The 20,559-nt window shown below is 70.7% G+C and carries 19 protein-coding genes; 13 read left to right on the top strand and 6 right to left on the bottom strand.

Annotated elements, in window-relative coordinates; translation table 11 throughout:
• Positions 1-64 precede the first annotated feature (64 nt).
• From C4V41_RS09480 to C4V41_RS09475, 3 genes are all read left to right on the top strand, one after another.
• Positions 65-1,294, top strand: coding sequence for a class I SAM-dependent RNA methyltransferase (locus C4V41_RS09480; protein ID WP_200823892.1), 1,230 nt, complete (start codon positions 65-67; stop codon positions 1,292-1,294).
• An 11-nt stretch (positions 1,295-1,305) separates the two neighbouring features.
• Positions 1,306-1,476 (top strand): hypothetical protein, encoded by a 171-nt coding sequence (locus C4V41_RS61735; RefSeq protein ID WP_160150228.1) that lies wholly within the window; start codon positions 1,306-1,308, stop codon positions 1,474-1,476.
• Between the two features lie 276 nt (positions 1,477-1,752).
• Positions 1,753-2,574: a CAP domain-containing protein gene (locus C4V41_RS09475; RefSeq protein ID WP_235030049.1), complete on the top strand. Its 822-nt coding sequence runs from the start codon at positions 1,753-1,755 to the stop codon at positions 2,572-2,574.
• 7 nt (positions 2,575-2,581) lie between these two features.
• Here the strand turns inward: C4V41_RS09475 and mug are convergent, their stop codons facing one another.
• From mug to C4V41_RS09450, 5 genes are read right to left on the bottom strand one after another with little or no spacing between them, the layout of a single operon-like run.
• Positions 2,582-3,079: a G/U mismatch-specific DNA glycosylase gene (gene mug / locus C4V41_RS09470; RefSeq protein ID WP_103955375.1), complete on the bottom strand. Its 498-nt coding sequence runs from the start codon at positions 3,077-3,079 to the stop codon at positions 2,582-2,584.
• Positions 3,080-3,089: 10 nt separating this feature from the next.
• Positions 3,090-4,490: a sugar porter family MFS transporter gene (locus C4V41_RS09465; protein WP_103955374.1), complete on the bottom strand. Its 1,401-nt coding sequence runs from the start codon at positions 4,488-4,490 to the stop codon at positions 3,090-3,092.
• Positions 4,491-4,549: 59 nt separating this feature from the next.
• On the bottom strand, positions 4,550-7,012 hold the full coding sequence (locus C4V41_RS09460) for a polynucleotide kinase-phosphatase (RefSeq protein ID WP_103955373.1): 2,463 nt from the start codon (positions 7,010-7,012) through the stop codon (positions 4,550-4,552).
• Positions 6,996-8,489 (bottom strand): 3' terminal RNA ribose 2'-O-methyltransferase Hen1, encoded by a 1,494-nt coding sequence (locus tag C4V41_RS09455; RefSeq protein WP_103955372.1) that lies wholly within the window; start codon positions 8,487-8,489, stop codon positions 6,996-6,998. The genes C4V41_RS09460 and C4V41_RS09455 overlap by 17 nt, the downstream gene beginning before the upstream one ends.
• A gap of 45 nt (positions 8,490-8,534) precedes the next feature.
• Complete coding sequence (locus C4V41_RS09450; protein WP_103955371.1) at positions 8,535-9,449, bottom strand: LLM class F420-dependent oxidoreductase; 915 nt, start codon at positions 9,447-9,449, stop codon at positions 8,535-8,537.
• Between the two features lie 119 nt (positions 9,450-9,568).
• Here C4V41_RS09450 and C4V41_RS09445 point away from each other — a divergent pair, with 119 nt between their 5' ends.
• The 5 genes from C4V41_RS09445 (at position 9,569) to C4V41_RS09425 (ending at position 14,237) form a co-directional block, all read left to right on the top strand.
• The gene (locus C4V41_RS09445; protein WP_103955370.1) at positions 9,569-10,594 is read left to right on the top strand and encodes a glycoside hydrolase family 18 protein; all 1,026 of its coding nucleotides are present in this window, start codon (positions 9,569-9,571) and stop codon (positions 10,592-10,594) included.
• 36 nt (positions 10,595-10,630) lie between these two features.
• Entirely contained in the window at positions 10,631-11,752 is a 1,122-nt protein-coding gene (locus C4V41_RS65285; RefSeq protein ID WP_103955369.1) for a sensor histidine kinase, read from the top strand.
• 20 nt (positions 11,753-11,772) lie between these two features.
• Positions 11,773-12,951 carry a sensor histidine kinase gene (locus C4V41_RS09435; RefSeq protein WP_160150227.1) on the top strand — a complete coding sequence of 393 codons (1,179 nt, stop codon included), beginning with the start codon at positions 11,773-11,775 and terminating at the stop codon, positions 12,949-12,951.
• Positions 12,948-13,547 carry a response regulator transcription factor gene (locus C4V41_RS09430; protein ID WP_103955367.1) on the top strand — a complete coding sequence of 200 codons (600 nt, stop codon included), beginning with the start codon at positions 12,948-12,950 and terminating at the stop codon, positions 13,545-13,547. The genes C4V41_RS09435 and C4V41_RS09430 overlap by 4 nt, the downstream gene beginning before the upstream one ends.
• Positions 13,548-13,664: 117 nt before the next feature.
• A complete protein-coding gene (locus tag C4V41_RS09425; protein WP_146103599.1) occupies positions 13,665-14,237 on the top strand; it encodes a calcium-binding protein in 573 nt (190 codons plus the stop codon).
• Positions 14,238-14,283: 46 nt separating this feature from the next.
• On the opposite strand, the gene C4V41_RS09420 is transcribed toward C4V41_RS09425, so the two are convergent.
• On the bottom strand, positions 14,284-14,727 hold the full coding sequence (locus tag C4V41_RS09420) for a lamin tail domain-containing protein (RefSeq protein WP_103955365.1): 444 nt from the start codon (positions 14,725-14,727) through the stop codon (positions 14,284-14,286).
• A 307-nt stretch (positions 14,728-15,034) separates the two neighbouring features.
• On the opposite strand from C4V41_RS09420, the gene C4V41_RS09415 reads away from it, so the two are divergent.
• The 5 genes from C4V41_RS09415 (at position 15,035) to C4V41_RS09395 (ending at position 20,551) form a co-directional block, all read left to right on the top strand.
• On the top strand, positions 15,035-16,795 hold the full coding sequence (locus C4V41_RS09415) for an ABC transporter substrate-binding protein (RefSeq protein ID WP_103955364.1): 1,761 nt from the start codon (positions 15,035-15,037) through the stop codon (positions 16,793-16,795).
• Positions 16,796-16,861: 66 nt separating this feature from the next.
• Complete coding sequence (locus C4V41_RS09410; RefSeq protein WP_103955363.1) at positions 16,862-17,857, top strand: ABC transporter permease; 996 nt, start codon at positions 16,862-16,864, stop codon at positions 17,855-17,857.
• Entirely contained in the window at positions 17,854-18,738 is an 885-nt protein-coding gene (locus tag C4V41_RS09405; RefSeq protein ID WP_103955362.1) for an ABC transporter permease, read from the top strand. The genes C4V41_RS09410 and C4V41_RS09405 overlap by 4 nt, the downstream gene beginning before the upstream one ends.
• Positions 18,735-19,676, top strand: coding sequence for an ABC transporter ATP-binding protein (locus tag C4V41_RS09400; protein ID WP_103955361.1), 942 nt, complete (start codon positions 18,735-18,737; stop codon positions 19,674-19,676). The genes C4V41_RS09405 and C4V41_RS09400 overlap by 4 nt, the downstream gene beginning before the upstream one ends.
• The gene (locus tag C4V41_RS09395; protein ID WP_103955360.1) at positions 19,676-20,551 is read left to right on the top strand and encodes an ABC transporter ATP-binding protein; all 876 of its coding nucleotides are present in this window, start codon (positions 19,676-19,678) and stop codon (positions 20,549-20,551) included. Before C4V41_RS09400 ends, C4V41_RS09395 begins: the two co-directional genes overlap by 1 nt.
• The last annotated feature ends 8 nt before the right edge of the window (positions 20,552-20,559 follow it).

Genomic DNA, 20,559 nt, shown 5'->3' with positions numbered 1-20,559 from the left:
AGTCGGATAAGTGGTCATCCGGGTTGGGGCATAGGGTGTCGGTGTGGAACAGGCAACTCTCGAGCTGACGGTAGGTCCGGTCGCGCACGGCGGCTGGTGTGTGGCGCGCCATGAAGGGCGCGTGGTGTTCGTACGGCATGCCTTGCCCGGCGAGCGGGTGATCGCCGACGTCACCGAGGAGACGACCCGTTTCCTGCGGGCCGACGCCGTGGAGATCCTCGAACCCTCGCCCGACCGGGTCGTCCCGCCCTGCCCGTACGCGGGGCCCGGACGCTGCGGCGGCTGCGACTGGCAGCACGCCACGCCCGAGGCGCAGCGGCGGCTCAAGGAGCAGGTGGTGGCCGAGCAGCTCCACCGGCTGGCGGGCATCGAGCGCCAGATCGTGGTCGAGGAGATGCCGGGGGCCAAGGACGGGCTCGGCTGGCGCACCCGCGTGCAGTTCGCCGCGACGCCCGCCGGCGAGCTGGGCTTCCGCAGGCACCGCTCGCACGACGTCGAGATCGTGGACGCCTGCCTGATCGCCCATCCCGAGGTGGAGGCGGCCGGCGCCGAGGGGCACCTGTGGCCGGGCGCGTCCGGCGTCGAGGTCATCGCCTCCTCGGGCGGCGACCGGGCCGTGGTGGTCGCGCCCCGGCCCCGGCGCAGCGTCACCGTGCCCGACCTGGAGGCGCCCGCCTCGATCCTGCTCGACCAGGGCAAGGGCCGTACGGTGCCTCGACGTGGCTCCGGCGTGCTGCACGAGCAGGTGGGCGACCGGGAGTTCCGGGTCGCCGGCAGCGGCTTCTGGCAGGTGCACCCCGGGGCCGCCGAGACGCTCCTGGACGCGGTGCTGGCCTACGCGGCGCCGGAGCCGGGGGAGTGGGCGCTCGACCTCTACTGCGGCGTCGGGCTCTTCGCGGCCGGGCTGGCCGAGGGCGTGGGGGCGGAAGGGGCGGTGTTCGGGCTGGAGTCGGAGGCCGCGGCCGTCCGCGACGCCCGCGCCAACCTCCGCGACCTGCCGCAGGCCCGGGTGGAGCGGGGGCGCGTGGAGGAGGCCCTCGACCGCTTCCAGATCGAACGGGCCGACCTCGTGGTCGTCGACCCGCCGCGGGCGGGGCTGGGGCGCGAGGTGGTGGAGCGGGTCGCCTCGCTGGAGGCGCAGCGCATCGTGTACGTCTCGTGCGACCCGGCGACGCTGGCCCGTGACCTGGCCTGGTTCGCCGAACGCGGCTACCCGCTGACCGACCTGCGGGCCTTCGACGCGTTCCCGATGACGCACCACGTGGAGTGCGTGGCGCTGCTGACCAAGGACTGACAGGGGCGGACGTGGATCGCAGGGAGATCGCCCGGTTACGGGCGGACCGGGCGGTGCGCGTGGCGACACGGAACAAGCGGGCTCTCGCGCTGGCGATGCGGCGGGCCCGGTTCGCCGGCCTGGTCGTGGTGCTCGTGGTCATGGTCGCGGTGCTGGTGATGGGGCCGGCCGGGATGCTGTGAGCCCGTTTCGGTCCTTCGCGGCGGAGGTGCTCTGACGCCCCAGGGGTCACTCGGGTTTACATTCGCTTTAGGGGAATGTCCCGATTTTGATGACAAATCAGTATCGGTCCCGACAGAATGCGGTGCGCATCCAGCGTCTACCGCAACTGGAGGAAACCCCCTATGCGTAGACCCCTTGGGGTACTCGCCGCAGCCGTCAGCCTGGCAGCGATCGCCGCGCCCGTAAGCACGGCGCAGGCTGCCGCGGCGACGGAGGCGGCAAGGTGCCGCTTGACCGTGGCCCAGCCCGCCGTCGGCGACACGTTAAAGATCGAATCTTCCGCCACCCGTCGTGGCTGCTCCTCTTCCGCTCTGCTGCGCATCCGCATCAAGCGCGCCGTCCCCGGCGCCGACCCGGTCGTCAAGAGCGGCGCCAGCAGGAACGGCACCGTCTCCCTGGCGATCCCGTGCGCGCCGGGCACCTACTACGCGGTCGCCACCGACTACCGCGGCCGGCCCGTCAAGACCAAGGCCGCCAAGCTGACCTGCACCCCGGGCACCGGCGGCCGGCCCACGGTCACCCCCACGGCCCCGCCGCCCACGGCCACCCCCACGGCGACGCCCACGACGCGCCCCACCACGCGTCCCACCACGCGGCCCAGCACGCCGCCCACGGTGACGAAGCCCCCCACCCCGGCGCCCAGCACGCCGCCGTCGTCCGGCTCGGTGGGCACGGCCGAGGAGAACGAGGTCGTCCGCCTGACCAACGCCGAGCGCGCGAAGGGCGGCTGCGCGCCCCTCAAGCACGACCCGCAACTCCGCCAGGCCGCCTTCGGCCATTCCTCCGACATGGCGAAGCAGAACTACTTCAGCCACACCTCGAAGGACGGCCGCAGCTTCATGGACCGCATCCGGGAGGCCGGGTTCACCGGTGGCTCCGGCTGGGCCGAGAACATCGCCAAGGGCCAGACGACCCCCGCCTCGGTAATGTCGTCCTGGATGAACAGCTCCGGCCACAAGGCCAACATCATGAACTGCAAGTACAACCTGATCGGCGTCGGCGCGGCCAAGAACTCCCAGGGCCAGATCCTCTGGACCCAGAACTTCGCCGCGAAGTAACGGCGCCCTAGTCGAGAGAGGCGCGCAGGCGGCTCAGCTCGGCGGCGATGGTGGCCAGGGTCCAATGGGCGTTCAGCCCGCTGGGGTTGGGCAGCACCCAGACCCTGGCCCCACCCACCCGCTCCTCCCGGGGCCCGATCCGGGCCTTGGGCCGTTCGAAGGCCGTGCGGTACGCGGACACGCCCAGCACGGCCAGCACCCGAGGGCCGGCCGCCGCCACCCGCGCGGCCAGCTCCGCGCCACCCTCGACCAGCTCCTGCCGGCTCAGCTCCGACGCCTTGGCGCTGGGCCGGGGCACGATGTTCGTGATCCCCAGGCCGTACGAGGGGAGCAGGTGCTGCTCGGCAGGCGTGAGAAGGCGCGGGGTGAAGCCGGACAGGTGCAGCGCCGGCCAGAAGCGGTTGCCTGGCCGGGCGAAGTGGTGTCCGGTGGCCTCGGACATGAGGCCGGGGTTGATGCCGCAGAACAGCACGTCGAGCGAGGGACCGATAACGTCGTCGAGCACGTGCCGGAGATTAGCCCATCTCTTCGAGTTTGCGGCCCTTGGTCTCCCTGACCCACCTGGCCACGAAGAGGAACGACAGCAGGGCGAAGAAGGCGTACATGGCGTAGGTGAGCGGCAGGTTCCACTCCGCCAGCGCCGGGAACGACACCGTGATCGCCCAGTTCGCGATCCACTGGGCCGCCGCGGCCACGCCCAGGGCGGCGGCGCGGATGCGGTTCGGGAAGATCTCCCCCAGCAGCACCCAGACCACCACGCCCCATGACATCGCGAAGAAGAACACGAACACGTTGGCCGCGACGAGCGCGATCGGGCCCTGCGGGTCGGGCAGCGTGACCGACTCGCCCGCGCCCCCGGCCGCGCTGAACGCCCACGCCGCGGTGGCCAGCGAGATCGCCATACCGGCGGAGCCGATCAGGAGCAGCGGCCGGCGGCCGATCCGGTCCACCAGCGAGATCGCGACGAACGTACCGATGATGTTGATGATCGAGCTGGAGAAGCTGATCAGCAGGGAGTCGCTCTGGTTGATGCCGACCGACTGCCACAGCACCGACGAGTAGTAGAAGATCACGTTGATGCCCACGAACTGCTGGAAGACCGAGAGCACGATGCCGATCCACACGATCGGCAGCAGCCCCAGCCGGGGCCCGCGCAGGTCCTTCAGTCCCGGCACGCGCTCGGTGCGCAGCACGTGCTGGATCTCCGCGATGCGGGTGTCGAGGTCCACGTCGTCACCCTCGACCTCGACCAGCACCTCACGCGCCCGCCTGGTCTTCCCCGACATGATCAGGTAGCGGGGCGACTCGGGGATGTTCGAGGCGAAGAGCAGATAGAGCAGCGCTGGCACGACACAGGCGCCCAGCATCCACTGCCACGCCTCCAGCCCCCACAGCACGTTGTTCACGTCGCCGCCGGCCAGCCGCGCGATCACATAGTTGACGAGCTGCGAGACCGCGATGCCGAGCACGATGGCCAACTGCTGGAACGAGCCCAGCCGCCCCCGGTAGGCGGGCGGGGCCACCTCGGCGATGTACGCGGGCCCGAGCACCGACGCCATGCCGATGGCGAAGCCCGCCACCACCCGCCAGAACGCCAGGTCCCAGATCGCGAACGGCAACATCTGCCCGATCGAGCTGACCGCGAACAGCAGCGCCGCGACCTGCATCGACCGGGTACGCCCCCACCGATCCGCCAGCCCCCCGCCCGCCCAGGCCCCCAGGGCGGAGCCCAGCAGCGCGATGGCCACCACGAACCCGGTCTCGAACGAGCCCACCTGGAAGTGCTTCTGGATCCCGACCACCGCGCCGTTGATGACGGAGCTGTCGTATCCGAACAGGAACCCGCCGATGGCGGCCGCCGCCGTGATGAACACGACGTGGCCCAGATGCTCATGATGGGTGTATTGAGTAGCCATGCGGGTCCTTCCCCCGAGATCGGGAAAAGCTACCCGCAGGTCACCCACGTATTCCCCGGTCAGAGCCGGGGATCCACCGGCTCCGACTCCAGGGCCAGCACGGCGAAGACCGGCTCGTGCACCCGCCAGCCCGCCTCGCCGTCCGCCAGCCGCGACAGCGCCTCCAGGCCGAGCGCGTATTCGCGCAGCGCCATCGAGCGCTTCTTACCGAGGAAGCGCCGGCGCAGCACGTCGAGGGACTCGGTGTAGTCGGGGCCGTAGATGATGCGCAGGTATTCGCGCCCGCGCACCTTGACCCCGGGCTGCACCCGGCCGGGCGCGTACGCGGCGGGCTTGACCACCATGCCCTCCCCGCCGGCCGCCGTCATCGACTCCCACCACGCGGTCGCCGCGGCCCTGGACTCGGGCGAGTCCAGGTCGACGAAGACGTGCCGGGTCGCGGTGATCAGCGGCGAGTCGAGCAGCGCCAGCGTGGACAGGTGCCAGGCGTGCGGCTCCAGCGCCGTGGCCCGCCCCTCGGCGGCCAGGATCTGGAACGGAGCGACCCGGATGCCCTCCAGGCCGTCGACCGGCCAGCAGTATCGTGCGTAAGCGTCGCGGAAAAGGGCAGCGTTGTCGGAGCGGCGCCGGGTGCGGTCGAGCAGACCGCTCACACCCAGCCCGCGCCCGGCCGCCGCTTCAAGGGCCGAGACCGCTTCGGGCAGCGCGGCGCGGGCCGCCGCCCCGACGGAGGCGTACTGCGACTTGATGAGTTCGCCCGCCTTCGCCGACCAGGGCAGCAGCTCGCAGTCGAGCACCACCCACTCGGAGTCGAGCTCGGCCCAGAGCGGCTCGCACGCCTCGCGCAGCCGGTCGACCAGCGGCGCGGTGTCGTCGAAGAACGGCCGGCCCGTGCGCGTGAAGATCGCGCCCGCGCTGCCGTCGCCCACCCCGAACCTGGCCGCGGCCACCTCCGGCGTCCTGGCCAGCACGGCGACGGCCCGCGAGCCCATGTGCTTCTCCTCGCACACGACCTCGCGCACCCCGGCCGCGGCGAACTCCTCGAACGCCTCGTGCGGGTGCTCCAGGTAGCCGTCGAGCTTCGAGGTCTCCGGCGGGGCCATCGTCGGCGGCAGGTAGACCAGCCAGTGCGGGTCCACCGCGAACCGGCTCATGACCTCCAGCGCGGCGGCCGCGTTCTCCTCCATCACCTTGACCCTGGTCCCGAACCTGGTCTCGACGTGGCGGGTGCCGATCACGTCGCCGATGTCGAGCAGGCCGGGGTCGCGGGTGGTGGCGTCGCCGAGCGGCTTGGCGGGCTCGTACCAGACCTTCTCCGCGGGAACCTGGACGATCTGGCGCTCCGGGTAGCGCAGCGCGGTCAGGTGGCCGCCGAAGACGACGCCGGTGTCCAGGCAGATCGTGTTGTTGACCCATTCCGGCCTGATGGTGGGGGTGTGGCCGTAGACGACCATGGCGCGGCCGCGGTAGTCGTCGGCCCACGGGTAGCGGACCGGCAGGCCGTACTCGTCGGTCTCGCCGGTCGTGTCGCCGTAGAGGGCGAAGGAGCGCACCCGGCCCGAGGCGCGGCCGTGGTAGGCCTCCTTGAGTCCCGCGTGCGCGACGACCAGCCGGCCGCCGTCCAGCCGGTAGTGGCTGAGCAGGCCGTCCATGAACGTCCTGGCCCGCTCCACGAACTCGGCCGGCTCCGCGGCGAGCTGGTCCAGCGACTCCCGCAGGCCGTGCGCGACCTTGACGTTGCGGCCGTTGAGCGCCCGCACCAGCTTCTGCTCGTGGTTGCCGGCCACACAGACGGCGGTGCCCGCCTCGACCATCTCCATGACCAGGCGCAGCACGCCCGGCGTGTCGGGCCCGCGGTCCACCAGGTCGCCGACGAACACGGCGGTACGGCCCTCGGGGTGCCGCAGCCCCTCCCAGCCGAGCTCGCGCAGCAGCGTCTCCAGCTCCGCGCGGCAGCCGTGCACGTCGCCGATGATGTCGAACGGGCCCGTCAGCTCGGTCTTGTCCGACCACGCCTTGTCGTAGGTGATCTCGGCGTTCTCGACCTCGTCCAGGCCACGCAGGACGTGCACCCGGCGGAAGCCGTCGCGCGAGATCTTCCCGAGCGAGCGGCGCAGGTCCTTGCGCTGCCTGATCACCACGCCGGGGCCGAAGTCCCGGTCGGGGCGGACGGCGTTGCGCTCGATGGCCACCTCCTCCGGCACGTCGATGACGATGGCGTCGGCCAGCACGTCGTGCTTCCTGGCCAGGTCGATCAGGGACTTGCGGGCGGCGTACTGGACGTTGGTGGCGTCGACCACGGTGAACAGGCCCCTGGCCAGGCGCACGCCGACGATGTGGTGCAGCAGGTCGAAGGCCGCCGGGGTGGCCGACTGGTCGGTCTCGTCGTCGGAGACCAGGCCGCGGCAGTAGTCGGAGGAGATGACCTGCGTGGGCTTGAAGTGCTTGCGAGCGAACGTGGACTTGCCGCTGCCGGACACGCCGACGAGCACCACGAGGGAGAGCTCAGGAACGCTGATCACGGGTGAACACTCCCATCTGGGTGGGCGGGCCGACCTCGGGGTCGTCGTCGCCGACCGGGGTGAAGGCGACCTGGTAGCCGTAACGGGCGGCGACCTGGGCGGCCCAGGCGGTGAACTCGGCCCTGGTCCACTCGAAGCGGTGGTCGGGGTGGCGCAGGCCGGTCAGGAACTCGTAGCGGACGTTGTGCTCGATGTTGGGGGTGGTGACCACGACGTACTGCGGCTTGGCGTGGCCGAACACGACGTGTTCGAGCGCGGCCAGGCGGGGCGGGTCGACGTGCTCGATCACCTCCATGAGGACGGCGGCGTCGTAGCCGGACAGCCTCTTGTCGGTGTAGGTGAGCGCGCCCTGGAACAGGGTGAGCCGGGCGCGCTTGGCGTCGGGCATGCGCTCCAGGCGCAGCTTGCGGGCGGCGATGGTGAGCGCCATCGGCGACACGTCCATGCCGCCGACCTTGGCGAACCTGGGCCGGGACAGCAGCGCGCCGACCAGCTCGCCCTGGCCGCAGCCCAGGTCGATCACGCTGGCCGCGCCCAGCTCCTCCAGCGTGGCCAGCACGGCCTCGCGCCGCCGGATGTTCAGGGGCTTCGGCTTCTGCTCCTCGCCCTGGCCTTCGGCCTGCGCCTCCCCGGCCGCCTCGCCCTGAGCCTCCGCCTCGGCCGCGGCGGCCTCGTCGGCGGCGGTCGTCTCGGCGGGGGCCTCCTCCTCGACCGCGGGCTCCAACTGCTCCTCGGTCTCGTCGCCCAGCTCGGCCAGCCGGGCCAGCGCGGTACGGGCCAGCGCCCACCGCCGCCCCAGATAACGCCGGGTGATCAGGCTGCGCTCCGGATGCCCGTGCAGCCAGCCCTCACCCGCCCGGATCAGCTTGTCGACCTCGTCGGGAGCGATCCAATAGTGCTTGCCGTCGTCGAGCACCGGCAGCAGCACGTACAGGTGGTTGAGCGCGTCGGCCAGGCGGCGCGTGCCCCGCAGGACGAGCCGGACATAGCGCGACTCGCCCCACTCGGGAAAGCCCTCGTCGAGCGGCACCGGCCGCGCGTCCACCTCCCAGCCGAGCGGCTCGAACAGCCGCCGCGCCAGGTCGGGGCCACCCCGGCAGGGTAGCGCCGGCAGCAGCAGCTCCAGCGGCAGCGGCGTGCCGGCCAGCTCGGGACGGGCCTTGCAGCGGCCCGTCCGCGCCGTGCGGAACACGTCGGCCAGCGCCACGGCCAGCAGCGAGGAGGCGGCGTAGGGGCGGTCGTTGACGTACTGCGACAGGCTGAAGTCGGGCGAGTTCTTGCCCCGCGACCTGACCAGGGCGATCGGGTCGACTTCGAGCATGAGCGCCGCCGTGCAGCGCTCCTCGCCCGCCTCGGGATAGAACACCGTGGCCGTCCCGAACGACTGAGTGAACTCCTGCACGCGCTCGGGATGCTTGTGCAGGAGAAAGCCCAGGTCGGTGGCGGGCGTCGCGGTGGTCGTGATCGTCAGCAGCACGGGCCAAGTCTGCCGTAACCCGACGAAGCATCGCCAATCGATTACCTACACGTGGGGCAGCACCTCGGCCGCGATCAGCTCCAGGTGCTCCAGGTCGGACAGGTCCATGATCTGCAGGTAGACCGTCTCCGCGCCCATCTCGGCGAACTTCCCGAGCTTGTCCAGCACCTCGGCCGGGGTTCCTGCCAGGCCGCCCACCCGCAGGTTGTCGGGGTTCTGGTCGATGGCGGCCGCGCGCCGCTCGACCTCCGCCCGGTCACGCCCCACGACGGTCGTCTGCGCCGCCGACAGCCGCACGGTGCGCCCGGTCTCCTCGCACGCCTGCCGCACCCGGCCGAACGCCTGCTCCGTGTCGTCCGGCGTGTGGAACGGCACGTTGTACTCGTCCGCGTACGTCGCCGCGAGCCTCGGCGTGCGCTTGGCCCCGACACCGCCGATGATGATCGGCGGCTTGGGCCGCTGGGCCGGCTTGGGCAGCGCGGGGGAGTCGGCCAGCCGGTAGTAGCGGCCTTCGAAGGAGTAGTCCTTGTCCGCGGTCCACAATCCCGTGATGATCTCAAGCTGCTCCTCGAACCGGCCGAACCGCTCGCCCGTGGGCGGGAACGGGACGCCGTACGCGGAGTGCTCCGTGTCGAACCAGCCGGTGCCGAAGCCCAGCTCGACGCGGCCGCCGCTCATCTGGTCGACCTGCGCCACGCTGATCGCCAGCGGCCCGGGCAGCCGGAACGTGGCGGGCGTCACCAGCGTGCCGAGCCGGATCCGCGAGGTCTCCCTGGCCAGGCCGGCGAGGGTGATCCACGCGTCGGTCGAGCCGGGACCGGGGTCGCCGGCGCCGATGCGCTGGTAGTGGTCAGAACGGAAGAAGGCATCAAAACCCAGGCGTTCGGTGGCCTGGGCGACGGTGAGCAGGTCGTCGTAGGTCGCGCCCTGCTGGGGCTCGGTGAAGATCCGCAGCTTCATGACCACATTATCCGCACACAACGGACGCACCCCGGAAAAGGGCCGCGCCACGCCGGGCCGGCTTGCTAGCGTTCATCCGCAGTGCCTTAACGTAGCCGACCGACCACCCGGGGTGGCCCATGTCTCGGCACAAGAGGGAGCCCGGCCTGCTCCCGCGCCCCCTCGCCGTTCTCGGGGCGCTCGCGCTCACCGCCGGCACCGTCGCGGTGGTCCGCCAGCTTCCGCAGGGCACCGCCGGCCGGTGGCCGCCCGCCGCCCGTCCCCCCGTGATCTCTTCGCCGGTGGTGAAGCCCCTGGTGACCGGGCCGCCGACGGCGGCGTTCGTGACGTTCGTCGACACCGCCCGCGAACCCGGCTTCGACCTGCCCGCCGAGTCCCGCCGCACCGGAGTCCGCCGCTACGCGCTCGGCCACCTCGTCGCGGGCGGCGACGGCTGCGCGCCCAAGTGGAGCGGCCCGCTCGATCCGGTGGCCGGCCGGATCGGCCTGCTCGATCCGGGCCGTAACCCGGTGGCCGGCCGGATCGGCCGGCTGCGGGCGCTGGGCGGCGACGCGGCTCCCGTGTTCGGTGGTCCCGGCGGGCGCGAGCTGGCCGCGACCTGCATCAGGCCCGGCGGGCTGGCCGCGGCCTACCGCCGGGTGGTGGGGGCGTTCGACGCCGACGCCGTCGACTTCGAGGTCCGCGACAGCGCCGACCGGGCCGCGGTGCTGCGCAGGGCGCGGGCCATCAGGGCCATGCAGTACGAGCGGCGGCTGGGGGTGAGCTTCACGCTGCGGCTGCGCTCGTACGGGCTGACCCCCGGCGACCTCGCGATGCTGCGCGCCACCCGCCAGGAGGGCGCGGAGGTCGGCACCGTCAACCTGCTGGCCCCGGTCGAGAGCGGCCGACTGGGGCCGGTGGCGACGGCCGTGCTGGCGGCCAGGGACCAGATCGCGCGGGCCCAGGGGCTGGCCGACCCCGCCCAGGCGTGGCGGCGCATCGCGCTGACCCCCGTACTCGAGGGCGAGGACGACCTGAGCGAGACCGACGCCCGCAAGCTGGCCGCCTACGCCACCTACCACGGGCTGGCCTGGCTGTCCCTGCGCGGAGTCACCCCAAAGCCAGACGTATCCCGAATTCTTTGGCGAACTCCTCCCACTGGATAGGATCGACCAGGATTTCCGTCAGCAGGGGGAGGCGTAATGGCGGCGCGTCCTGAGACGGCCAGGAGGATCCTGCTGTACTGGATGGACGCCACGATGGGCTTCCTCGGCATCGTGTTCGCGCTGCTCGCCGTCCTGCACTGGACGGGCGGAGCGATCTCCCTGGCACACCTGGCCGCCGTCCTCGCCTGCCAGGCCGGCTTCTTCGGGCTGTTCCCCATCCTGCTCAGACGGGCCTACGACGGCCGTCCCAGACGGCCCTCGCCGCTGCTGCTGGTCGCCGGGCTGTTCGCGGCGGGCGCGCTGGCGCTGCTGCCGCACCAGGTGCTCACGGACACGCCCTCCTGGGTGGAGGTCGGCGCGTTGTGGGTGTCGGTCGCCGCGATCTACCTGCCGCTGCCCCTGACCGCCTGCGTGGGCGCGGGCGTGCTCGGGCTGACCTCCGCCTGGGTCTCGTTCGTCACCGGCCGGTCCTGGAGCGGCGTGCTGATCTCCCAGTCCCTCAGCGCCGTGGCCATGGTGGCCGCCATGCTGCTGTGGCGCTGGCTCTGGTGGACGATCAGGGACGCCTACGACGGCAAGGAGGCCAAGGCCAGGCTGGCGGTGGCCGAGGAGCGGCTGCGCTTCGCCCGCGACCTGCACGACCTGCTCGGGCACAGCCTCTCGGTGATCACCCTGAAGAGCGAGCTGGCCGCCAAGCTGGCCACCAAGGACGGCGGGCGGGCGGCGGCCGAGATGGCCGACGTTCGTCACCTGGCCGACGACGCGCTGGCCGAGGTGCAGCTCGCCGTGGACGGCTACCGGGCGCTCGACCTGGACGAGGAGCTCGCCAGCGTACGGGCCGCGCTGGAGGCGGCGGGCACCCGGTGCGTGGTGGACGCGCGGGCCGACGGCCTGTCGCCGGCGGCCAGGGCGCTGCTGGCCTGGGCGGTGCGCGAAGGGGGCACCAACGTGCTCAAGCACAGCACGGCGGGACGCTGCACGATCACGATCGACGGGGGCGTGCTGGAGATGCGCAACGACGGCGTGCGCGGGCTGCCGTCGGAGCCCGGCAACGGGCTGCGCGGCCTGTCGGAGCGGCTGGTCACGGCCGGCGGCTCGTTCTCGGCGGAGCCGACGCCGACGGGCGAGTTCCTGCTGCGCGCGGCGGTGCGGGGATGACGGCGCGCGGTGGTGCTGGGATGACGGCGCGCGGTGGCGCGGGGATGACGGCGAGCGCTGGTGCGGACATGATCGCGAGCGCCAGGACGCCGGGCGGACTCGGCGGCTTCATCCGGCGGGCCACGAAGCTGGACAAGATCCGCTGGCTGATCGTCTGCACGACCGACATGATCCTGCTGCTCTCCGTCCTCGGCTACTACGACCTCTACGTGCGCTCGCAGTACGGGGTCCCCTGGCCACTGCTGGTCGCCGGCGCCGTGCTGCTGCTGATCTTCCACGTGCTGGGGACACGGCCGTTCCGCGTGGCCATGAGAGGCGGGGCGCGGCCGACCGCGATCATCGTGGTGACCGGCGTCATCGCCATGCTCCTGACGGTCTTCCCGCTCATGTGGGTGTGGCCGACGTGGCTGGCCTACCTGGCGCCGTTCGTGCGCCGGTGGACGCTCATCGTCCTGTCGCTCGCCTCGCTCGTGCCCGTCCACCTGTACGTGACCCTGGTCCAGGGGTTCGTGCCTGGCCTGTTCCTGATGCAGGTCCTGTTCACCGGGCTCTGCGCCGGCGGGGTGCTGGCCAACCTGTGGCTCTGGCACGTGGCCAAGGAGGCGTACGAGGGGCAGGAGGCCCTGGCCAGGCTGGCGGTCTCCGAGGAGCGGCTGCTGTTCGCCCGCGACCTCAACGACCTGCTCGGCCAGAGCCTGGCGGACGTCGCGGCCAGGACCGCCGTCGCCGAGTGGACCCTGCGCACCGACCGGGAGGCGGCCGCGGCCGAGATGTTCGAGGTGCGCGACCTGGCCAGGCGGTCGCTGCGCGAGGTGCGCGCCGTCGTCCAGAACTACCGGGCGGTGGACCTGGACGAGGTCCTCGCCAGCGTGCGGTCGGTGCTGGAGGCGGCCGACGTGCGCTGCACCGTACGCGCGGAGACCGGCTCGCTGGCCCCGGAGACCCGCACGCTGCTGGCCACCGTCGTGCGCGAGGGCGCGACGAACGTGCTCAAGCACAGCAAGGCCGAACGCTGCACGATCACGATCGAGGACGGAGTGCTGGAGATGTCCAATGACGGGGTGAGCGGGCCCGTGGGAGAGCACGCGCCGAACGGCCTGGCGGGGCTGGCGCAGAGGGTACGCGCGATGGGCGGCACCCTGGAGGCGCAGCCCACGGGCGAGGGCCGCTACCTGCTGCGCGCGGCGGTGCCCGCATGACCACCCGCGTGCTGCTCGCCGACGACGAGCACCTGATCCGCGGCGCCATCGCGGCCCTGCTGGACCTGGAGGACGGCATCGAGGTCGTGGCCCAGGTGGGCAGGGGCGACGAGGTCGTGGGCGCGGTCGCCGAGCACCGCCCCGACGTGGCCGTGCTGGACATCGAGATGCCCGGCATGGACGGCCTGAGCGCGGCCGAGCAGATCAGCTCGCAGTGCAAGATCGTCATTCTGACCAGCCTGGGCCGCCCCGGCTACCTGCGCCGGGCCATGGCGGCGGGCGTCAGCGGCTTCCTCGGCAAGGACGCCTCCGCGGAGGAGCTGGCCATGGCCATCCGCAAGGTGCAGTCCGGCGGCCGCTACCTGGACGCGGAGCTGGCGGCGGCGGCGATGGCGGCCGGCGACAGCCCGCTGACCGAACGCGAGCGCGACGCCCTCCGGCTGGCCGGCGAGGGCGCCGCCATCTCCAGGATCGCCTCGGAGCTGCACCTGACCGAGGGCACCGTGCGCAACTACCTGTCGAGCGCGATGACCAAGCTCAACGCGCAGAACCGGCTGGAGGCCATCCGCACGGCCCAGCGCATGGGCTGGCTGTGACCGTAGGGAAAAAGCCACAGAACAGTTGTCTGTTCCGGCACTGAGCGCCCTGCCCCTCCCGGGTTGTACTCGTCCCTGGCCGCCGAACGCGGCGGCGCGACCAACAGAGGGGGAACAATGAGTACACGAGGGACCGAGCGGCGCTCAAGGGCCACCATCCTGCGCAGGCACGGCGTGCGTGCGCTGATGGCGGGCGCGGCTGTGGCCGCCTCGATGGCGGCGTTCGCCGGGCCGGCGAACGCCGCGGGGACCGTGAGCGTGGCGGGCAGCGCGCTGCAGATCGTCACCAACGACGTGCCGGACGACGTCCTGGTGGGTCAGGTCGGCGGCCGGCTGGTCGTCAGGAACAACGGCGACCTGGTGATCCCCGGCGCGGGGTGCGTGTCGATCGCCAAGAACGAGGTGGCGTGCAAGGCCGAGGGCGTCACCTTCATCTCGGCGGACACGCGGCCCGGTGACGACATCCTGCGGAACCGGACCACGCTGCCGTCGCGGGTGCTGCTCGGTGACGGCAACGACCAGTTCTTCGGCGGGACCGACACCGACCAGGTGCTCGCCGGGAACGGCAACGACCGGATGGCGGGCAACGGGGGCGACGACCTCCTGCTCGGCGAGGCCGGTCTGGACAGCGCCAACGGCGGTGACGGCGCCGACAAGTGCGACGCCGAGATCGTCACGTCCTGCCCGTAGGTGAATGAGGTGCCCCTCGGCGACGCCGCCGAGGGGCATCCGGCGGTCAGCAGGTCACGTACGCGGACCCGGTGCTGGCCTTGTAGGAGCATGAGTCGACCGGCCGGCCCGCCGGGTTGCGGACGTAGGCCGTGTCCTGGTCGTTGTTCCAGACGTACTGCTTGCGGTTCCAGTAGACGGAAGCGGTGCCGTCGCCGCCCTGGCCGGAGCGGAGGGTGATCCGCTTCTTCGGGCCGAGCAGCACGTCGGGGCCGAACTCGTAGGTGTAGCCGGTCTTGTCCCGGACGGTCCAGCCCTCGAGGTCGATCGCCCGCTTCGTGGTGTTGAGCAGGGTGACGTACTCGGCGTTCAGCGAGCCGTTGGAGCGCAGATCGGCCCCGGGCGAGTCGTAGTAGATCTTCACGATCTGGATCGCGGGGGCGGCCGCCTGGGCGGGTAAGGCGACGCAGAACACCGTGACCGCGGCGACGGCCGTGAGGGCATGTCTCACCGTTGAGTCCCTTCGGGGGGTATGCGAACGGATGTAGGACGGCGGGCCCCGGCTTCCGGTTGGCAGCGAAGTTGATCAAGCCGGCGAACCGGTCCTGAGAGCGTTTCCAGGGGGACGTCTCGAAAGCGTCACGGCTCTTGACGGCACGGACTAACGGAATTTACGTTCGCGGTACTTATCCGGTTCAGCAGATTCTGCCGATCTTCGCGTCAGCTCTGGGAGCGCTCCCAGATCGCGGGGGCCGGTCCATCGGGGGGCTAGCAGACGTACGAACCTTCGCGCCGGGCGCGGAGTAAGGAGAGAAGCGATGCGTAACCGGGCTCGGATCATGATTCCGCTCGTGGCGGCGGGCCTGCTCGCCGCGGCCTGCAGCGGCGGCGGATCCACGCCGACCCCGCCGGCCTCCCAAGCGCCGAGCCAGGGCGGCGCGGTGGCCAGTGCCAACCCCGACCAGTTACCGCGCAACGAGACGCTCTACACCACGGGCACCCAGTGGGGACCGCCGGCCAACTTCAACCCGATCAGGGAATGGGACTCGGCCATCGGCACCAAGGGCCTGGTCTACGAGACGCTCTTCCACTACGACCCCAACGCCGCCAAGCTCACCCCGTGGCTGGCCACCGGCGGCGCGTGGGCCGACGACACCACCTACGAGCTGAAGCTGCGCCCCGGCGTCAAATGGGCCGACGGCCAGCCGTTCACCGCCAAGGACGTCGTCTTCTCCTTCGAGCTCGGCAAGATGGAGACGATCCCGTACAACCATCTGTGGAACTGGCTGAAGACCGTCGAGGCCGTCGACGACCAGACCGTGAAGTTCACCTTCTCCAAGGCGAACTACCAGCAGTGGGACTTCATGCTCTACAGCCGCTCCATGCTCCCCGAGCACATCTGGAAGGGGCGCTCGGAGAAGGAGGTCCTCGACGGGATCAACGAGAACCCGGTCGGCACGGGCTCGTACACGTTCATGAGCAAGGACCAGGACCGCGTGGTCCTGCAGCGCCGCGACGACTGGTGGGGCAAGACGGCGCTCAACATGGAGCCCAAGCCGCGCTACATCGTCGACATCGCCACCCCGAGCAACGAGGTCGCGATGGGCATGCTGCTGCAGAAGGGGCTGGACCTCAGCAACAACTTCCTGCCCGGCGTGGCCAACCTGGTGCAGGGCAACTTCGGGCTGACGACGTATTACAGCCAGCCGCCGTACATGCTGTCGGCCAACACCGCCTGGCTGGTGCCGAACACCACCAAGAAGCCGATGAACGACCCGGCCTTCCGCAAGGCGCTGGCCGCCTCCGTCGACGTCAAGAAGATCGTCGAAGGCGTGTACGGCAACCTGGTCAAGGCCAGCAGCCCGACCGGCCTGCTGCCCCAGTGGGACAAGTTCGTGGACCAGAACGTCGTCTCCTCGTCGGGCTTCACGTTCGACGCGGCCAAGGCCAAGAAGCTCCTGGCGGACGCTGGTTACAAGGACGGCGACGGCGACGGGTACGTCGAGAACAAGGACGGCTCCAAGATCAGCCTGACCCTCATCGTGCCGTCCGGCTGGACCGACTGGATGGAGTCGGCCCGGTCGATCTCCGCCAGCGCCAAGACCACGGGCATCCAGATCACGCCCGACTTCCCCGACTTCAACGCGCTGGTCGAAAAGCGCGCCAAGGGCGACTACGACCTGCTCATCAACAACGAGCGCCAGTTGTCGAACTCGCCCTACACCTACTACGAGTACATGTTCCAGCTGCCCATCCAGAAGCAGCAGAACACGGTCAACTTCGCCCGCTACGAGAACAAGAAGGCGTGGGACCTCGTCCAGGAGCTGGACCAGGTCAAGACCGACGACGTCGCGGGCATGAACAAGATCATCTCCCAGCTCCAGAAGATCCATCTCGACGACATGCCGATCATCCCGCTCTGGTACAACGGCCTCTGGGCCCAGGCCAGCACGAGCACGTGGAAGAACTGGCCGGCCGAGGCCGGCAGCGCGCCCAAGACCGGTGCCGTCATGTGGCGCAACTGGCTCGAACTGGGTGGCTTCGAGACGCTCACCCAGCTCCAGCCCTCCGGTTCCTGACCGGACGAACCCCGCCCCTCCGCCCCCAGAACCCCGGGGGGCGGAGGGCCTTCACGGAGAACTCGCGTGCGTCGTTACTTCGGTAGAAAACTGCTCATCTACGGGCTTACCTTCTTCGTCGCGGTCACGGTCAACTGGATGATCCCGCGCTTCATGCCGGGCGATCCGGTCGCCAGCATGGTCGCCCGGGCCAACGTCACCAACGCCCAGGCCGTCGAGGCCATGCGGGCCTACTACAACAACCTGTTCGGCCTGGACCAGCCGCTCTGGCAGCAGTACGTCAACTTCTGGGGCGCGCTGTTCCAGGGGGACTTCGGGCTCAGCATCTGGCTGTTCCCGACGCCGGTCAGCGACGTGATCACCCGGGCGGTGCCGTACACGCTGGCGCTGATCGTCCCGTCGGTGCTGCTGAGCTGGGTGGTGGGCAACCGGTTCGGCGCGTACGCGGCCCGCCGCAAGGTCCTCGACAACACCGTGCTCCCCATCGGGTACGTGCTGACGGCCATGCCGTACATGTGGCTGGCCGTGCTCCTGGCCTGGTCGCTGGGCGTGCTCGCGGGCCTGTTTCCGGTGGCCGGCGGCTACAGCTTCTCGATGCGGCCCAACTGGTCGTGGACGTTCCTGCTCGACCTGCTGCACCACTGGACCCTGCCGTTCCTGTCACTGTTCCTGGTGGCGCTGGGCGGCTGGGCCATCGGCATGCGCAACATGATCATCTACGAGCTGGAGTCCGACTACTCCAACTACCTGTCGGCGCTCGGCGCGCCCGCCCGGCTCATCCGCCGCTACGCCTTCCGCAACGCCGTCCTGCCCCAGATCACCGGCCTGGCCCTGCAACTGGGCGTGCTGGTCGCGGGCGCCCTGGTCACCGAGATCGTCTTCGCCTATCCCGGCCTCGGCAGCCTGATTCTCAAGGCCATCCAGAACAAGGACTTCTTCCTGCTCCAGGGCACGTTCCTGTTCATCGTGCTGGGCGTGCTGATCGCCAACTTCATCATCGACATCGTCTACGTCGTGGTCGATCCGCGTACCAGGGCGGGAATGGCGGGTGCCCAGGCATGACCGCTCTACAGGACGTCGCGCCGCGCGAGCGGACCGGGGTGCGCCGTGAGGCGCTCTACTTCGCGGTGCGCAACGGCAAGCTGATGACCGGGTTCGCCATCGTGCTCGCGCTGCTCGTGCTCGGCCTGGCCGGTCCCGTGCTGATCGGCGGCGCGCCCCTCGAATACGGCCCCCGCCCCATGACGCCGCCCTCGGGCGAGCACTGGTTCGGCACCACCACGTTCGGCCAGGACGTCTTCCTGCAGTTCGTGTACGGCCTGCGCGCCACCTTCGCCGTCGGCGTGATCGGCGGCGGCATCGCGGCGGTCATCGGCATGCTCGTCGGCTTCGTGGCCGGCTACCGCGGCGGCATCGTGGACGAGGTCCTCAACATGCTGACCAACGTCATCCTCGTCATCCCCACCCTGGCCGTGCTGCTGATCATCAACGCCTACCTGGGCATCAGGAGCGTCGCCGTGCAGGGCCTGTTCATCGGCCTGACGCAGTGGCCGTGGGCGGCGCGGGCGATCAGGGCGCAGACGTTCTCGCTGCGCACCCGCGAGTTCGTGGACCTGGCCAGGATGAGCGGCTCGGGCACCTGGCGGATCATCTCCAGGGAGATCGCGCCGAACATGAGCTCCTACCTGTTCATGACGTTCATCCTGCTGTTCGGCGGCTCGATCCTGATCGCCTCCTCGCTGGACTTCATCGGCCTCGGCCCCACGGAAGGGGTCTCTCTAGGGCTGATGCTGCAGAACGCCAACCAGTGGAGCGCGCTCCAGCTCGGCCTCTGGTGGTGGTTCGTGCCGCCGGGAGCGGCCATCACCGCCATCGTGGGCGCCCTGTACGTCGCCAACGTCGGGCTCGACGAGGTCTTCAACCCGAAACTGAGGGAGACATGAGTCTGCAGGTCAGCGACCTCCGCGTGCACTACAGGACACTCAAGGGCGACGTCCGTGCCCTAGACGGCATGTCCTTCGCGATGGGCGACGGGGAGATCCTGGGCCTGGTCGGTGAGTCGGGCTGCGGCAAGAGCACGCTCGGCAAGGCCCTCATCCGCATGGACGGCCGCATGCGCCACGTGGGCGGCACGGTCGTGCTCGACGGCAAGGAGCTGCCCATCGGCGACGACCGCCGGATGAACGACTTCCGCTTCCGCGAGGTCTCCCTCATCCCGCAGTACGCCATGAGCGCGCTCAACCCCACCCGCAAGATCCGCAAGATGGTCGGCGAACTGCTCAGGTCGAGGGGCGCCACCCTGGACGCCGCCGAGCTCGAACGCCGCATGGACCAGGTCGGCCTGCCCCGCGAGGTGCTCGACCGCTACCCGATCGAGCTGTCGGGCGGCATGAAACAGCGCATGGTGATGGTCATCTCCACGCTGCTCGACCCGTCCCTGCTGATCGCCGACGAGGTCACCTCCGCGCTCGACGTCTCCACCCAGAAGGCCGTCGCCCGCGCGCTGCTCGCCTTCCGCGAGAGCGGCTACGTCAAGAGCATGATCTTCGTCACCCACGACATCGCGCTCACCCACCACATCGCCGACACGATCATGGTCATGTACGCGGGCCGGCTCGCCGAGAAGGCCCCCGCCGACGTGATCGTCAAGGCGCCGCGGCACCCGTACACGCGGCTGCTGCTGGAGTCCCTGCCCGAGGTCGGCGTCCGCTACGCCGACCGCAGGCTCGAAGGCATCGCCGGCAGCCCGCCGTCGCTGCTGGACCCGCCCACCGGCTGCCGCTTCCGCGACCGCTGCCCGATCGCGGGCGAGGAGTGCGCCGAAGATCCGCCGGTGGCCGAGCTCGCCCCCGACCACCACGTAGCCTGCTGGAAGGCCTGATGCTCCGACTTCACGACGTCACCAAGGAATTCCGGATCGGCGCCTTCGGCGGCAAGAGCGTCACCGCCGTCAAGGACGTGAGCTTCGAGGTCGTGCCGGGCGAGGTCGTCTCCCTGATCGGCGAGAGCGGCAGCGGCAAGAGCACGATCGGCCGGATGATCCTCGGCCTCAACCCGGTCACCAGCGGCTCGATCACCTTCGAAGGGGCGCCGGTGCGGCCCGGCAAAGAGTACTACCGGCGCATCCAGGGCATCTTCCAGGACCCGTTCAGCTCCTTCAACCCGGTGTTCAAGGCCGACCGGGTGTTCGCCATGATCAAGGAGGCGTACTACCCGGCCGTGCCCGCGCCCGAGTGGTCGGAGCGGGTCGCCACGGCCCTGCGCGACGTGCGGCTCAACCCCGGCCAGGTGCTCGGCAAATATCCCCACCAGCTCAGCGGCGGCCAGTTGCAGCGGCTGCTCATCGCCCGCGCGCTGCTGCTCGATATCAAGCTGCTGGTCGCCGACGAGATCACCAGCATGCTGGACGCCTCCACCCGTATCGACGTGCTCAACCTGCTCGCCGAGCTGAAGACCAGGGGGCTCGGCGTGCTGTACATCACCCACGACCTGTCCCTCGGCAACTACCTGGCCGAGCGCACCGTGGTGCTGCGGCGGGGCGGCGTGGTCGAGATGGGGCCGACCGGGCAGGTGTTCGGGGATCCGCTGCACCCGTACACGCGCGAGCTGCTGTCGGCCGTGCCGCGCCTGCACGAGGCGTGGGACGACGCCGTGCCCGTGGACGCCTGCCTCTACCACGAGCGAGGGGCGTCCGGTGGCCTGCTGGAGGCCGAACCGGGCCATTACGTGGCCTGCGCCCGGCTCGCGACCTGCTAAGGAGAGCT

Source organism: Nonomuraea solani, from assembly GCF_900108335.1.
Taxonomy (GTDB): Bacteria; Actinomycetota; Actinomycetes; order Streptosporangiales; family Streptosporangiaceae; genus Nonomuraea; species Nonomuraea solani.
Note: the sequence above shows the minus strand (reverse complement) of the source record. Positions and strands in the feature narration are given on the sequence as shown.